Below are 13,858 nucleotides of genomic sequence, written 5' to 3' on the forward strand. Positions count from 1 at the left end.
TTGATTCGCGGCTGTGCAAGCTGTTCATAGGTTCCGGCGAATCTCTTTTTTATCTATGCCTCGCAACCGGGAGTGTTATCTTTTGATTCGAAAGATTCGCGTCGCGTCGATTGAGAAGATTCTCTGAAGGTTCTCTAAAGACGCGTGATTCGACGCCGCCATTGAGGCGGGTTGCATGGCATGTGTGGGGTCCGGGGTTATGGGGTCGTCGGACGGATTTGAGTCCAAGAAGCTGGGAGTTCCAGCGCCGGGCGAGCACGGCGCTGGTCGCGATAGCGCGCTCAGTCCCTTCACCGGGCTAGGTGAGGGCAGCGCCAACCTCGTCGAGGTTCATGGCGTTATCAAATGGTTCGACGCCTCAAAGGGCTACGGCTTCATCGTTCCCGACAATGGATGGCCCGACGTGCTGCTGCACGTCACCGTGCTCAGGCGCGACGGCTTCCAGACCGCGTACGAGGGGGCCCGGATCGTCGTCGAGTGCATCCAGCGCGCCAAGGGCTATCAGGCCTTCCGCGTCGTCTCGATGGACGAGTCGACCGCGATCCATCCGGCGCAGATGCTACCGCCGCGCACCCACGTCACGGTGACCGCGACCAGCGGGCTCGAGCGGGCCCAGGTCAAATGGTTCAACCGGCTGCGCGGGTTCGGCTTCCTGACCTGCGGTGAGGGCACCCCCGACATCTTCGTCCACATGGAGACGCTGCGCCGCTTCGGCATGACCGAGCTGCGGCCGGGCCAGTATGTGCTGGTCCGCTTTGGGCCGGGCTCCAAGGGCATGATGGCCGCCGAGATCCATCCGGAGACCGGCTCGCCGGGGCTCCAGTCGCACTAGCGGCTTCCCGTTTTCGTATTCGTGAGCAGAAGCGCGCGGCCCCGGGGTCGCGCGCTTCTGGCTTTTGTCACGATCGCCGCGTAAGGATGTCGCAGTCCCACGCCCCAGCGCCCGTCCCGAGTGCCATCCCATGAAGCTTGATCGAACCACTGTCTGGTCCCTCGCCAGGGGCTGGCTTGCCGCCGTTCTCGTCGTTGCCGGCTTTGCCGTCGCAAGCGCGCCCGCCGGCGCCGCCAGCTTCCAGCCGCTCGAGATCGTCACCAAGAACGGCGTGCAGGTGTTCTCGGTGGAGATGGCGACCACCGACGAGGAGAAGCAGACCGGTCTGATGTACCGCAAGGAGTTGGCCGACGGCAAAGGCATGCTGTTCGACTTCAATCCCGAGCAGGAAGTCTCGATGTGGATGAAGAACACCTATGTCTCGCTCGACATGATCTTCATTCGTGCCGACGGGCGCATCCTGCGCATCGCCGAGAATACCGAGCCGCTCTCGACCAAGATCATTTCGTCGAAAGGTCCCGCCCGGGCCGTCCTCGAGGTGGTGGCGGGAACAGCGCAGAAATACGGCATCCGTCCCGGCGATCGCGTCGGCCATGCCCTGTTCGGCAGCAAATAGGTCCAATTAGTCCGGCGATGGCCGTCTTGGGGGCAGGTTGGACGCTTGGTGCCGCTTAGCGAGCTTGCTGGCATTAGTAAGCTTGCTGGCGCTTGGGGAAGCGTGTATCGACGGGGCTCGCCAGACATTCGGGGTATAGCGCAGCCTGGTAGCGCGGCAGTTTTGGGTACTGCAGGTCGTTGGTTCGAATCCAGCTGCCCCGACCAGCGATTTCAATGACTTAGACGTGACTTCCTGGCCTCTATCTTCCCAGAAAATCGAATTGGGAAGAGCCGGGCAGGGGGTGAGTCAATTTGACTCAGGTTCAGCGCGCAAAACTTCTGGCCAATGCGATGCCGGCCGCGTCGCTGGAGACCTGTCACGGATGCAGGCCGCGCTGCAAGGCCTTACCAATCTCTACCGAGCGATGTACGGGCAAATCGCCTAAGATCGATCGGCCGCCACAATGCCGAATGAAACTCCCGTCTTTCATGCCTTCGCAGTTGATCCAGCCACCGGCGCCTGGAAAATCTGGATGGGTACCGGCACCCGTGAAGCAATTGCAGCTGCGGGTTATCGCACGCCGCCGAAACCGTTTGGATACTGCTCGAAGAGCTCGCTGAAGGACGGCTGGGGATTCCGCTTTTTGCACACCCACGACGCGCAGTAGTAGATCTAGCGCGCGCATCGTACGATCAACGTCATACCCAACTCACGCTCGGCTGCATTGCTACCGCAATCGGCACGGTGCTATGCTCATCGCAGAACGGGGAGTTTCTCGATGCACAAAATCGCCGTCACCGTCTTGCTTGCCCTGATGATCGCCCCCGCGCTGGCGGAGGAGCATGTTCTAGGGCCTGGCGAAGAGCCCAAGGCGAAGACGGCGACGCAGAAGGAAGACGATGCTCGGGCTGTGCGCGCCTATCAACGCTCCCTCAACAGTGTTCCGGACCAGAAGCCGGTCGACCCGTGGGGAACTGCCCGTGGCGATGATGCGTCGAAGAAGTCGGCAGCGCCGGCCAAGCCGGCTGTGAAGCAGTCGTCCAAGGCTGCCAAGAGCGGCGCCAATTAGCAAAGATGCGGGCGCTAAATCGGCATTAAGTCCCGCCGCTCACCCCGAAAGGCAAAGAGCAGCACTAGGGCCGGCTCAGGCTGAAGAAAGATCATCAACCGTCTTCGTCGGCGTGAGCCGGGGGGCGTCATTGGCCGCTGCCGGTCGCGCTTCCTGTGCAGTTCTGCGCCGGAGCTTCATTGATCGCGCTCCGCCAAGATGCTGTAGATCTCGGCCGTCGCGATCGCCTGGTGTTCGCGCGCGAGTTGCGCGTAGTTGATCCGGCAAAATTGCCGCGACAACTTGTCCGCGACACAACCTCCGCGTCAGCCTCACGTGCTTTACCTCTGCGCGTGCAATTGGGATGACGGGACATGTTTAGAACTCTCTGCGGTGCGGTGCTTCTCGCTCTGTCTGCGACGACGGCATCCGCGGCTGACTATGCGTCGCAAGCGCCTGCACTGGCGGCGCTCACCTTCAACTGGACCGGTTGCTACATCGGCGGTCATCTCGGCGGCGGTGCGAGCGAGGATCGCACGATCAACAGCGCTGGTGGGACGGTGGATTTCGGCGCGGGTGGTTTTGTCGGCGGCGGGCAGGCTGGCTGCGACCATCAATTCGCATCCAACTGGGTTGTCGGCGCAGAAGGCCGGGCCGCATGGTCGAGCCTGTCGAGCCAGCACGCCAGCAATGTCAGATTTCCTGCGCTTGGAAACCTCGTCGCGCCGTCGCAGTTCGGTCTCAAGAACGATTTTGTCGCCTCGATCACTGCACGGTTCGGCTACGCTTATGGCTCAGGCTGGCTGTTCTACGGGCGCGGCGGCGTCGCCTGGACTCACGAGAAGATCGATGATGCCTATGTCAGTCCGGCCACCGGTCTTGCAGTCGATCCGAGCGCGTCCGTCATGCGGACTGGCTGGACATTGGGTGCGGGCGTGGAATGGGCGTTTGCGCCGTGCTGGTCCGCCAATGTCGAATACAACTACCACGACTTCGGCACGAAGGGCCCCATCCAGCTCATGAGTCCGACCGAAGGCATCACCGTGGCCCATCTCAAGGACACGATCCATGCCGCGACCATCGGCGTGAATTATCACTACTGACGGAATGGGGAGAGGGCGGCCGCCGCGATCGCGGTGGTCTGTCCGGGCCTAGGACAGGAGCCAGTCGGCCAGGCGCCAGGCCAGCCAGCCCAGCGTGCAGATCCAGCCCACCATCACGATCCCAGCGATCCCGAGCCCGCACAACGCAAACAGCGATGCCCGGGGCTCTTCTGCCTCGGGCAGTTTTTCGGTCGTATCAATCTGGCTCACAGCATCCCCTTGGCCGACGGCCTGCTGTTTATTGGTCTCCGTTTGCTCGCGAAAATTCACCAGCCGCGCTCCAACTCACACGGACGTGAGACGGGATGACTGTCCATTCATGGCGAGCGGGAGCCGACAGCGGGCTGGTCGCGAGCCATCCGGACAGGAGGGAAGCACCTGCAACTCGTGGCGCGGCGATTGGTTGCTGTCTGAGGCGCGGAGATGCAGAAGCGTCAGCGCTTTTTTCGTGCTTGGTGCGCCTGCTTCGCGCCTTCCCCGCGTTGAAGGGGAGAACAGGGCCCGCAATCGATGCTGCGCCCGCAGGTCCCTTCAGGCGAGGTCTTCATGTCGATCAGTGCAATCGCTTCTTCCGCCGCCACAGTGACGGCAACCCCCTCGAGCGCCGCAACGTCGTCCTCGTCGAAATCGTCAACGTCGTCGACGTCGTCCACCTCGGCAACATCATCCACGTCATCGACCTCAGCGACTTCGTCGACCTCGTCCTCGCAATCGGCCGGCGGCAGCTCCGGATCGGGCGGCAGCGGCAGCTCGTCCAAGACGGTCGTCAGCGAGGTCTCGACCACCGCGAACGGGATGACGACGACGACGATCACTTATTCCGATGGCACGACCGAGGTGGAGACAACGCCCGCCAGCTCGCAGGCCGGCCAGGGCAACCAGCCGGGACAGACCTACAATTCGCAAGGTGCGCTGAGCTCCGGCGCCAACACCGCCGCGGCTGCGAGCAGCGGGGTGTGAGTCGCGATCGACCGCGGGGCCAAAAGCGCGGTCACACGCGACGCTGAACGCTTGGCGTTCGTTGTTTGCGGGCCGCCATCTCTGCGCGATTTTTTCTGGAACCAAAACGGCTTAATCGGCGCAAAATTACCAAAGCTTCATCGAACCTTTGGCCGTCGCCACAGACATATCAGTGTTGGGGATTTCAGCGCCCAATGCCTAAACGGACGCCGCCAAGCGATAATATTCCGCTTGCGCGGCGTTGCGCTTTTTGGGCTCAGCCCGAGGCGTACCAGCCCGCCGGAAACGGGATGAGCGGCCAGACCGGATAATTGTCGTTGGCAGCTCGCGTCGGTCTGTCGTGGGGGGGCCGGGCAACCGGTGTCGGGGGCGATGAAACCATCGCCAGAAGCAAATGCGCAAATTGCAAATTCATGATCATCGACCTGCAGTCAGTCGTTTGAAAAATTCAGTCCGAGTCTTGAAATCAACCAGATGAGCGTTTCGGAAACGGCGCACTCATTCTCAAATCGCGCATGTATCTTAGGAAAGATAGGCACCTGTTTCAACCGGCAACGCGGGCTGTCCCCGGCAAGTAAGGGTTAATCGGTTAGGTTAAGCACGGGCCGTCGTTGCGGCCGTTGTGACGACTGGTATCAAACGCGTCCCGGCACGCGACGGCGCCGCCATCAGCGGCTCACACGAGGTCACATTCGTCGCGGCGTTTCGTTTCGCACGAGTTGTCCGCCATGGCTTTCGATCTCACCTCCAAAACACCCCGCCAACGGTCGAACTGGGCCGAGATCTGGCACCTCTGGACCGTGATCGTGCCGCGCCGCTCGATCAACGGGCAGCTCGTCTACGGCAAGGTCTGGCGTCGTCACGACGGGCGCGACTGGATCTACAAGAAGTTCACCGAATATGATAGCGAGGCGGCTGCCTGAGCTTCCGCCGCCAAAGCTTCAACAGCCAAACCTTCAACAGCCAAGCGTCTCAGGCGGCCTTTGCGGTCGGGGTGGCCGCGGGCTTCGCCGGCGGCGGCTTCAGCGGCTTGTCCTGCCGTTTCGACCACGAGATGTAATAGGCGACCGTCGTCATGATCGCGATGCCCGCGATGGAGACGAAGAGCTGCGCGAACAGCGAACCCGAGCTCATCGACAGCTCGAAATGGCCGACGAAGGACAGGAACACGCCGACGCAGAACACGGCGAGCGATTGCTGGCCGCAGACGATCACCGGATCGAAGATCTTCCACTCCAGCCCCGGCCAGTCCTTCGGCACGAAGCGGATCACCAGGATCACGATCACTGCGAAGTGGATGAAGCGGTAGGGCGCGAGGTTGGTCTTGTCGTTCGGATTGAACGTCGAGAACAGCCATTCCGGGAACATGCCGCCGAAGGTGGGGAAGCGGCCGGCCATGGTCATCACCAGCGCAAACGCGAGATAGCCGAGACAGAGCCACAGCGTGATCGGCGAGTTGATCAGCCACCCCGAGCGGCGCGCGCCGCCCATCGCACACCAGGCGCCGAACACGAACAGCACCTGCCAGCAATAGGGGTTGAAGTACCACTGGCCGGCCGGATAGGCGCTCAGGTTCAGGCTGAAGTGACGCGCGGTCAGCCACAAGACGATGGAGAGCACCATCGTCAGGTCGGGCTTGCGCAGCATGAACCACAGCACCGGCGGAAACAGGCCCATCAGCACGATGTAGAGCGGCAGCACGTCGAGATTGAGCGGCTTGAAGCGCAGGAACAGGCCCTGGCGCAGCGTCTCGGTGGCATTGTCGACGAGGCCGGCGACGTTGAACTCGTTGATCATCTCGGAATCGCCGAAGCGCAGCGCCAGATAGCTGATCGAGGCGATGTAGATCACGAACAGGATGATGTGGGCGACGTAGAGCTGCCAGACCCGCTTGGTGAGGCGGGTGGCGCCGACGATGAAGCCGCGCTCCAACATCATGCGGGCATAGACGAACGAGGCCGTATAGCCGGAGATGAAGACGAACAGGTCGGCCGCGTCCGAAAAGCCGTAGTTGCGCGTCGTGATCCAGTTCACGACATTGTCGGGGATGTGGTCGAGGAAGATCGCCCAGTTGGCGATGCCGCGAAACAGGTCGAGCCTGAGGTCGCGGCCCTTCTCGGGCAGCGTGGCGTTGATGTTCAGAAAGGCCATGCGACGGGAGCTTTCGAAGGGGACGGATACGCTGATGTCGGCGCGGCAGATGTTGTCAAGGCTTGGCCGCCGGGCGGGATTCCCGGGCGGTCGGCGGGTACGCAATTGTCACAGTGCAGCATAATGACTATACCCGTCGGTGAGGGACCCGGGGGCCCGGAATCACCGATCAGTTCCCGAAAGGTGTCTCTATACTATGCCCGCGGTTTCCACCAATCGCTACCGTGACGCATTAAAATCGAACGAAAAGACGAAGAGGCCGGACCGCCGATGACCGCACGCATTTTCAAGCCCGCCAAGAACGCGATGCAATCCGGCCGGTCCAAGACCAAGGAATGGCAGCTCGATTACGAGCCGGAGCAGCCGCGCGCGGTCGAGCCGCTGATGGGCTGGACCTCGTCCGGCGACATGAAGCAGCAGATCACGCTGCGCTTCCACACCAAGGACGAGGCGGTCGCCTATTGCGAGCGCAAGGGCATTGCCTACCAGGTGATCGAGCCGAAGGAATCGCTGCACCGCCAGGTCGCCTACGCCGACAATTTCTCCTTCCGACGCGGCGAGCCCTGGACGCACTGAGAGGCGGCGGCTTCGGCCGCCTCCGCGGGGAGCCCTTGGCACCCCTTCCGCCGCGTGCTTCGCTGGTTCGCATGACGGGACCATGACGGGGTGGGGGATGGCGGGGCGTGACCAGCTCGACAGCGTCGATCTGAAGATCTTATCCGAGCTGCAGCAGGACGGGCGGGTTCGCAACAACGAGCTGGCGCTGCGCGTCGGCGTGTCCGCGCCGAACTGCCTGCGGCGGCTCAAATCGCTGTTCAGCCGCGGCGTGATCCGCGCGGTGCGCGCGGTCATCGACGAGCGGCTGCTCGGCTATGAGGTGGTGTCGTTCGTGTCGATCCAGCTCGGCAGCCAGGCCCAGCCGGTGCTGGAGGCGTTCGAGGGATCGATATCAGCGATCCCGCGCATCCAGCAGTGCTGGCGCATTTCCGGCGACACCGACTATCTCCTCAAATGCGTGGCGCCGAGCGTCGAGAGCATGCGCCAGCAGCTGCTGCATTTCGCCGCCATGCCGAACGTGAAGAACGTGCGCAGCTTTCCCGTGCTGGGCGTCGCCAAGGACGTGCCGCTGCCGGTGGAGGAGATCGCGGCTGCGGCGCCGGCAGGATAGCTGCCGCGTTTCAGCGATACCGGCCGCGAAACTCGCGCGGGCTGGCACCGGTCCAGGTGCGGAAAGCCCGCGAAAAGCTCTTTTCGTTGCGGAAGCCGGCGATCTCCGCGATCCGCTTGATCGGGGTGCGGCCGCGCATCAGCTCCTGCTTGGCGAGTTCGAGCTTTGCTTCCTCCTTGAGGTCGCGCAGCGAGGTGGCTTCCTCGCGCAGGCGACGGTGCATGGTGCGGGTGGAGAGCGCGAGCTCGCTTGCGACATCTTCCGCGCCCAGAATGCGGCCGCGCGCCTCGCGCAGCACGCGCCGGACACGCTCGACCAGGAGCCGGTCGCGGCGATAGGGCCGATAGGGCAGCACGGTCAGCCGCAACGCACCCTTGAGCATGCTGTCGAGATCGGCCGCATTGCGGGTCAGCGGCAGCGAGAGATAATGCCTGTCGAAGACGATGCTGGCGCGGTCCGCGCCGAAGCGGACGGTCTTGCAGAAGATGGTCGGATAGACCGAGACATGGTCGGGCTCGGCATAGGGGAATTCCGCCGCGCGCAGCGCGATCGTGGAATCGATCGCCCAGCAGGAGAAGCCGAGCACGTAGCGGAGCAGGGTGACGAGGCAGAACTCACGCAATGCGCCGAGCTCGTGCTGCTCGCGGATCGAGATGGTCGCCGTCTCTTCGGCGACCGAGAGCTCGAACAGCACGTCCTCGGTCAGCAGGCGATGATGCCGGCACCAGCGCTTGAGCGCGACCTCGAGATTGGGCGCGGTGATCGAGGCGCGGCACAGCATGCCGTAAGTGCCGAAAGGGAGCCGGCGCGAGAACCAGCCGAGTGCCTCGTCATCGAGCTCACGCATGGCATGGCCAGCCAGCGCCTCGAACTGGGCGGCCGTCACCCGCCCATCCCCGGATTTGACGAGGTCGGGGAGAACCTGCCCCTTGCTCAACGCCTCGGCCGGGTCCCGCCCATAGCGGGCATAGGCCGCAACCACGCCGCGCACGAAGGCGGCGGGGGTCATGGCGCGGCGGGGCGTGGCGGTTGCGGCCTGAAAGGGCATGGACGATCCTTTGGAAAATCCTCGCCAAACTTGGCGGAAAATGCAACCTTTTCGACCGCCACGGCGCCCGGGCGGGGGTAGGTTCGGGGCCGATAAGAATCTTGGAGGACTCGCCTTGAACATCCCGAGCATCGACTTCGATCTGGGCGAAGACATCAGCATGCTGCGCGACACCGTGCGCGCCTTTGTGGAAGCAGAGGTGGCGCCGCGCGCGGTCGAGGTCGAAAAGGCAAACCTGTTTCCGGCCGACCTCTGGAAGCGGTTTGGCGACCTCGGCCTGCTCGGCATGACCGCGCCGGAGCAATATGGCGGCTCCAACATGGGCTATCTCGCCCATGTCGTCGCCATGGAGGAGATTTCGCGCGGCTCTGCCGCCGTTGGCTTGTCTTACGGCGCGCACTCCAATCTCTGCGTCAACCAGATCCGCCGCAACGGCAATGATGCGCAGCGCGAGCGCTATCTGCCGAAACTGATCTCCGGCGAGTTCGTCGGCGCGCTCGCGATGTCCGAGCCCGGCGCCGGCTCCGACGTCGTCTCGATGAAGCTGCGCGCCGACAAGCGCGGCGACCGCTATGTGCTCAACGGCTCGAAGATGTGGATCACCAATGGCGGCGATGCCGACGTGCTGGTGGTCTACGCCAAGACCGATCCGGAGGCCGGCCCGCGCGGCATGACCGCCTTCCTGATCGAGAAAGGCTTCAAGGGTTTCACCCATGGCCAGCATCTCGACAAGCTCGGCATGCGCGGCTCCAACACCTATCCGCTGTTCTTCGACGATTGCGAGGTGCCGGCGGAGAACGTGCTCGGCAATGTGGGCGAGGGCGTCAAGGTTCTGATGTCCGGCCTCGATTACGAGCGCGCGGTGCTCTCCGGCGGCCCGCTCGGGATCATGGCGGCCTGCATGGACGCGGTGGTGCCCTACATGCACGAACGAAAGCAGTTCGGCCAGCCGATCGGCGATTTCCAGCTGATGCAGGGCAAGCTCGCCGACATGTATTCGACCTGGCAGGCGACGCGCGCCTATGTCTACGCCGTGGGCAAGGCCTGTGACCGCGCCAACCACGCGCGTACGCTGCGCAAGGACGCTGCGGCCGCGATCCTGTATTCGGCCGAGAAGGCGACGTGGATGGCGGGCGAAGCGATCCAGGCGCTCGGCGGCGTCGGCTATACGTCCGAGTTTCCGGTCGGCCGGCTCTGGCGCGACGCCAAGCTCTACGAGATCGGCGCGGGCACCTCCGAAGTGCGCCGCATGCTGATCGGCCGTGAGCTGATGGCGGAAACCACCTAAACCCTTCGTAATTACGTCACCAGAAACGCGGGACCTCATGCCGCTCCATTCCAGCATCGATCCATCCTCATCCGATTTTGCGCGCAATGCGGAGGCCATGCGCGGCCTCGTCGCGGACTTGCGCGAAAAACTCAGCCAGGTCGCCGGTGGCGGCGGCGAGGCCTCGCGCAACCGCCACACGTCGCGCGGCAAGATGCTGGCGCGCGAGCGCGTCGATCTGCTGGTCGATCCCGGGACCTCGTTCCTGGAGCTGTCGCCGCTCGCGGCCCACGGCCTCTATGGCGGCGACGTGCATTCGGCAAGCATCGTCACCGGCGTGGGGCGTATCTCGGGCCGCGAATGCGTGATCGTCGCCAACGATGCCACCATCAAGGGCGGCACTTACTACCCGATGACCGTGAAGAAGCATCTGCGCGCGCAGGACATCGCGCGGCAGAACAATCTACCTTGTGTCTACATGGTCGATTCCGGCGGCGCCTTCCTGCCGCTGCAGGACGAGATCTTTCCGGACGAGCGCCACTTTGGCCGCATCTTCTACAACCAGGCGCAGATGTCGTCCCAGGGTATTCCGCAGATCGCGATCGTGATGGGCTCCTGCACGGCCGGCGGCGCCTATGTCCCGGCGATGTCGGACGAGAGCATCATCGTGCGCAACCAAGGCACCATCTTCCTCGGCGGCCCGCCGCTGGTGAAGGCCGCGACCGGCGAGGTCGTGAGCGCCGAGGAACTCGGCGGCGCCGACGTGCATTCGCGGCAGTCCGGCGTGACCGATCATTACGCCCAGAACGATGCACATGCGATCGGCATCGCCCGACGCATCGTCGGCACGCTGAAGCCATCCGCGCGGCCGAACCTGAACATGCATCCGCCGCGCGATCCGCTGTTCGCGGCCGAGGAGATCTACGGCGTGGTGCCCGTGGACGGCCGCAAGCCGTTCGACGTGCGCGACATCATTGCGCGCGTGGTCGACGGTTCCGAGTTCGACGAGTTCAAGAAGCTCTACGGCACCACGCTGGTGTGCGGCTTCGCCCACATCTGGGGCTATCCGGTCGGCATCATCGCCAACAACGGCATTCTCTTCAGCGAGAGCTCGCTGAAGGGTGCCCATTTCATCGAGCTGTGCTGCCAGCGCGGCATTCCCTTGGTGTTTTTGCAGAACATCACCGGCTTCATGGTCGGCAAGAAATACGAGGCCGGCGGCATCGCGCGCGACGGCGCCAAGCTGGTGACGGCGGTTGCGACCGCCTCGGTGCCGAAATTCACCGTGGTGATCGGCGGCTCCTACGGCGCCGGCAATTACGGCATGTGCGGCCGCGCCTACGCGCCGCGCTTCCTCTGGATGTGGCCAAACGCGCGCATCTCGGTGATGGGGGGCGAGCAGGCCTCGATGGTGCTGAGCCAGGTCCGCCGCGACAACATCGAGGCCAAGGGCGATAGCTGGTCGAAGCAGGAGGAAGACAAATTCCGCGAGCCGATCCGCGCGCAATATGAGAGCCAGGGGCACCCTTATTATGCGACCGCGCGTCTGTGGGACGACGGCGTGATTGATCCAGCCGACACGCGGCTCGTGCTCGGCCTCGGCCTCTCGGCGGCGTCGAACGCGCCGATCGAACCGACGAAATTCGGCCTGTTCAGGATGTGATGCGATGGACCGCTCAAAGCTCTACCGCCGTTTTCGCACGCTCCTGATCGCCAACCGCGGCGAGATCGCCTGCCGCGTCATCCGCACCGCGCGTGCCATGGGCCTGCGCACGGTCGCGGTCTATTCCGAGGCCGACCGCGACGCGATGCATGTCGCGCTTGCGGATGAGGCCGTGCTGCTTGGTCCCGCACGGGCCCGCGACAGCTATCTCAATGTCGAGCGGCTGATCGAGGCCGCGCGCAAGACCGGCGCCGAGGCCGTGCACCCCGGCTACGGCTTCCTGTCGGAGAATGCCGAATTCGCGCAAGCCTGCCTCGATGCAGGGCTCGTTTTCGTCGGGCCCACGGCCGAGATGATGATGGCGATGGGCTCGAAGTCCGGCTCCAAGGCGCTGATGGAGAAGGCCGGCGTGCCGCTGGTGCCCGGCTATCACGGCGACGCACAGGACGATGCGACGCTGGCGAAGGCGGCCGAGAAGGTCGGTTTCCCGATCCTGGTGAAGGCGTCGGCTGGCGGCGGCGGCCGCGGCATGCGCATCGTGCGCTCGGCGGCGGAGCTTGGGCCGGCGATCGTCAGCGCCAAGCGCGAGGCCAAGGCCGCGTTCGGCGACGACCGCATGCTGATCGAAAAATATGTCGACAATCCCAGGCATATCGAGGTGCAGATCATCGGCGACAGCCACGGCAATCTGCTGTCGCTGTTCGAGCGCGAATGCACCTTGCAGCGCCGGCACCAGAAGGTGATCGAGGAAGCGCCGTCGCCGACGCTCAATCCTGCGCAGCGCGAAACGGTCTGTGCCGCCGCGCGAAAGGCGGCGGGCGCGGTGAGTTACGTGGGCGCCGGGACCATCGAGTTCGTCTCCGACGGCAAGGACGTGTTCTTCATCGAGATGAACACGCGTCTCCAGGTCGAGCACCCCGTGACCGAGCTGATATCAGGGGTCGACCTCGTCGAATGGCAGCTGCGCGTCGCTTTCGGCGAGGCGCTGCCGCTGAAGCAGGACGAGATCAAGCTCAACGGCCACGCCATCGAAGCGCGCGTCTATGCCGAGAACCCGACCAAGAACTTCATGCCGTCGGTTGGTAGGATCTCGACCTGGCGGTTGCCCGCGGAGACCGGCGGCTTGCGCATCGACGCCGGCTATCGCGAGGGCGATACGGTCTCGCCGTATTACGACGCCATGCTCGCAAAGATGATCGCGTGGGCGCCGACGCGCGATGTTGCGATCGACCGGCTCAATCGTGGTCTGGAAGAGTCGGACGTCCGCGGCATCGTCACCAACATCCCGTTCCTGTCGGCGCTGATCACGCATCCGAAGGTGCGGGCCAATGCGATCGACACCGGATTCATCGAGCGTGAGTTGGCCGTCCTGACATCGGCGACACCGGCGCCCGGCGAGCTCGAGCTCTGTGCCGCAGTTGCCGCGATCGTCAATGACGAGCGGCAAGCGACGCAAAGTGAAGCCAATTCGCCTTTGAATTCTCCTTGGCAGACCTTCGGCTGGATGCCGGTCGGCCGGCGCCAGCGCAGCTTTGCCTTCCGTGTCGGCCATGGGACCGAGCAGAAGATCAGTCTGAACTACGGCAGCGGACCATCGACGCTGGTGATCGGCGAGCGCGAGCTGGCGTTCACGGTTGCGCCGAAGGATGGCGGATTCGACCTGACGCTCGACGGCGTGAAATCCTCCGTCGCAGCCGTTATCGACGGCCATGAGCTGTACCTGCGTACGCGCAACGGCCGCTTCGACCTGCACTGGGTCGACCCGTTCGGCGGCGAGAGCGAGGAGCAGACCGGTGCGGACAAGATCGCGGCCCCGTTGCCGGGCACGGTCGTCGCCGTGCTGGCCGAGGAGGGCGCGAAGCTCGAGAAGGGCGCGCCGATCCTGACACTGGAAGTCATGAAAATGGAGCAGACGCTGCGCGCGCCCTATGCCGGCGTGCTGAAGTCGATCAAGTGCAAGGTCGGCGACATCGTCCAGGAAGGCGTCGAGCTCGCCGTGGTCGAGCCTTCTGAGGAGTGA

The 13,858-nt window shown here is 64.0% G+C and carries 16 protein-coding genes and 1 tRNA gene; 13 read left to right on the plus strand and 4 right to left on the minus strand.

Annotated elements, in window-relative coordinates; all coding sequences use genetic code 11:
• Positions 1-199 precede the first annotated feature (199 nt).
• From NLM31_RS22015 to NLM31_RS22040, 6 genes are all read left to right on the plus strand, one after another.
• Positions 200-832, plus strand: a complete 633-nt coding sequence (locus NLM31_RS22015) for a cold-shock protein (protein WP_254131339.1) — start codon at positions 200-202, stop codon at positions 830-832.
• 130 nt (positions 833-962) lie between these two features.
• Positions 963-1,448 (plus strand): DUF192 domain-containing protein, encoded by a 486-nt coding sequence (locus NLM31_RS22020; RefSeq protein WP_254193634.1) that lies wholly within the window; start codon positions 963-965, stop codon positions 1,446-1,448.
• 129 nt (positions 1,449-1,577) lie between these two features.
• A tRNA-Pro gene (locus tag NLM31_RS22025) sits at positions 1,578-1,654 on the plus strand.
• 239 nt (positions 1,655-1,893) lie between these two features.
• The gene (locus NLM31_RS22030) at positions 1,894-2,097 is read left to right on the plus strand and encodes a hypothetical protein (RefSeq protein ID WP_254193635.1); all 204 of its coding nucleotides are present in this window, start codon (positions 1,894-1,896) and stop codon (positions 2,095-2,097) included.
• Positions 2,098-2,208: 111 nt separating this feature from the next.
• Positions 2,209-2,499, plus strand: coding sequence for a hypothetical protein (locus tag NLM31_RS22035; protein ID WP_254193636.1), 291 nt, complete (start codon positions 2,209-2,211; stop codon positions 2,497-2,499).
• A 353-nt stretch (positions 2,500-2,852) separates the two neighbouring features.
• Positions 2,853-3,581, plus strand: a complete 729-nt coding sequence (locus NLM31_RS22040) for an outer membrane protein (protein ID WP_254193637.1) — start codon at positions 2,853-2,855, stop codon at positions 3,579-3,581.
• Positions 3,582-3,629: 48 nt separating this feature from the next.
• Here the strand turns inward: NLM31_RS22040 and NLM31_RS22045 are convergent, their stop codons facing one another.
• Both NLM31_RS22045 and NLM31_RS22050 read right to left on the minus strand, forming a co-directional pair.
• Positions 3,630-3,851: an RNA-binding protein gene (locus NLM31_RS22045; RefSeq protein ID WP_254193638.1), complete on the minus strand. Its 222-nt coding sequence runs from the start codon at positions 3,849-3,851 to the stop codon at positions 3,630-3,632.
• Between the two features lie 164 nt (positions 3,852-4,015).
• The gene (locus NLM31_RS22050; protein ID WP_254193639.1) at positions 4,016-4,396 is read right to left on the minus strand and encodes a hypothetical protein; all 381 of its coding nucleotides are present in this window, start codon (positions 4,394-4,396) and stop codon (positions 4,016-4,018) included.
• Here NLM31_RS22050 and NLM31_RS22055 point away from each other — a divergent pair.
• Entirely contained in the window at positions 4,377-4,541 is a 165-nt protein-coding gene (locus NLM31_RS22055; protein WP_254131347.1) for a hypothetical protein, read from the plus strand. The genes NLM31_RS22050 and NLM31_RS22055 overlap by 20 nt on opposite strands.
• A gap of 728 nt (positions 4,542-5,269) precedes the next feature.
• Positions 5,270-5,464, plus strand: coding sequence for a hypothetical protein (locus tag NLM31_RS22060; protein WP_254193640.1), 195 nt, complete (start codon positions 5,270-5,272; stop codon positions 5,462-5,464).
• A 49-nt stretch (positions 5,465-5,513) separates the two neighbouring features.
• Here NLM31_RS22060 and NLM31_RS22065 read toward each other — a convergent pair whose 3' ends face one another.
• A complete protein-coding gene (locus tag NLM31_RS22065; RefSeq protein ID WP_254131349.1) occupies positions 5,514-6,692 on the minus strand; it encodes an OpgC domain-containing protein in 1,179 nt (392 codons plus the stop codon).
• Between the two features lie 270 nt (positions 6,693-6,962).
• On the opposite strand from NLM31_RS22065, the gene NLM31_RS22070 reads away from it, so the two are divergent.
• Positions 6,963-7,268, plus strand: a complete 306-nt coding sequence (locus NLM31_RS22070; RefSeq protein ID WP_057754809.1) for an ETC complex I subunit — start codon at positions 6,963-6,965, stop codon at positions 7,266-7,268.
• Positions 7,269-7,365: 97 nt separating this feature from the next.
• Positions 7,366-7,860 (plus strand): Lrp/AsnC family transcriptional regulator, encoded by a 495-nt coding sequence (locus NLM31_RS22075; protein WP_254193641.1) that lies wholly within the window; start codon positions 7,366-7,368, stop codon positions 7,858-7,860.
• Positions 7,861-7,870: 10 nt separating this feature from the next.
• Here the strand turns inward: NLM31_RS22075 and NLM31_RS22080 are convergent, their stop codons facing one another.
• On the minus strand, positions 7,871-8,908 hold the full coding sequence (locus NLM31_RS22080) for an AraC family transcriptional regulator (RefSeq protein WP_254193642.1): 1,038 nt from the start codon (positions 8,906-8,908) through the stop codon (positions 7,871-7,873).
• A gap of 115 nt (positions 8,909-9,023) precedes the next feature.
• On the opposite strand from NLM31_RS22080, the gene NLM31_RS22085 reads away from it, so the two are divergent.
• The 3 genes from NLM31_RS22085 to NLM31_RS22095 are packed head-to-tail and all read left to right on the plus strand — an operon-like array spanning position 9,024 to position 13,858.
• Positions 9,024-10,196 (plus strand): isovaleryl-CoA dehydrogenase, encoded by a 1,173-nt coding sequence (locus NLM31_RS22085; protein WP_254193643.1) that lies wholly within the window; start codon positions 9,024-9,026, stop codon positions 10,194-10,196.
• Between the two features lie 37 nt (positions 10,197-10,233).
• Positions 10,234-11,838, plus strand: coding sequence for a carboxyl transferase domain-containing protein (locus tag NLM31_RS22090; RefSeq protein ID WP_254131353.1), 1,605 nt, complete (start codon positions 10,234-10,236; stop codon positions 11,836-11,838).
• Between the two features lie 4 nt (positions 11,839-11,842).
• Complete coding sequence (locus NLM31_RS22095) at positions 11,843-13,858, plus strand: acetyl/propionyl/methylcrotonyl-CoA carboxylase subunit alpha (RefSeq protein WP_254193644.1); 2,016 nt, start codon at positions 11,843-11,845, stop codon at positions 13,856-13,858.

It is taken from the genome of Bradyrhizobium sp. CCGUVB4N (assembly GCF_024199945.1).
In the GTDB taxonomy this organism is placed as follows: Bacteria; Pseudomonadota; Alphaproteobacteria; order Rhizobiales; family Xanthobacteraceae; genus Bradyrhizobium.

Bases quoted from the DNA above. Each gene is read 5' to 3' on its own strand.
- NLM31_RS22035 (WP_254193636.1), top strand. From the start codon at position 2,209: ATGCACAAAATCGCCGTCACCGTCTTGCTTGCCCTGATGATCGCCCCC.
- NLM31_RS22015 (WP_254131339.1), top strand. From the start codon at position 200: ATGGGGTCGTCGGACGGATTTGAGTCCAAGAAGCTGGGAGTTCCAGCG.
- NLM31_RS22055 (WP_254131347.1), top strand. From the start codon at position 4,377: ATGACGACGACGACGATCACTTATTCCGATGGCACGACCGAGGTGGAG.
- NLM31_RS22080 (WP_254193642.1), bottom strand. From the start codon at position 8,908: ATGCCCTTTCAGGCCGCAACCGCCACGCCCCGCCGCGCCATGACCCCC.
- NLM31_RS22030 (WP_254193635.1), top strand. From the start codon at position 1,894: ATGCCGAATGAAACTCCCGTCTTTCATGCCTTCGCAGTTGATCCAGCC.
- NLM31_RS22065 (WP_254131349.1), bottom strand. From the start codon at position 6,692: ATGGCCTTTCTGAACATCAACGCCACGCTGCCCGAGAAGGGCCGCGAC.
- NLM31_RS22070 (WP_057754809.1), top strand. From the start codon at position 6,963: ATGACCGCACGCATTTTCAAGCCCGCCAAGAACGCGATGCAATCCGGC.
- NLM31_RS22095 (WP_254193644.1), top strand. From the start codon at position 11,843: ATGGACCGCTCAAAGCTCTACCGCCGTTTTCGCACGCTCCTGATCGCC.
- NLM31_RS22060 (WP_254193640.1), top strand. From the start codon at position 5,270: ATGGCTTTCGATCTCACCTCCAAAACACCCCGCCAACGGTCGAACTGG.
- NLM31_RS22090 (WP_254131353.1), top strand. From the start codon at position 10,234: ATGCCGCTCCATTCCAGCATCGATCCATCCTCATCCGATTTTGCGCGC.
- NLM31_RS22040 (WP_254193637.1), top strand. From the start codon at position 2,853: ATGTTTAGAACTCTCTGCGGTGCGGTGCTTCTCGCTCTGTCTGCGACG.
- NLM31_RS22075 (WP_254193641.1), top strand. From the start codon at position 7,366: ATGGCGGGGCGTGACCAGCTCGACAGCGTCGATCTGAAGATCTTATCC.
- NLM31_RS22020 (WP_254193634.1), top strand. From the start codon at position 963: ATGAAGCTTGATCGAACCACTGTCTGGTCCCTCGCCAGGGGCTGGCTT.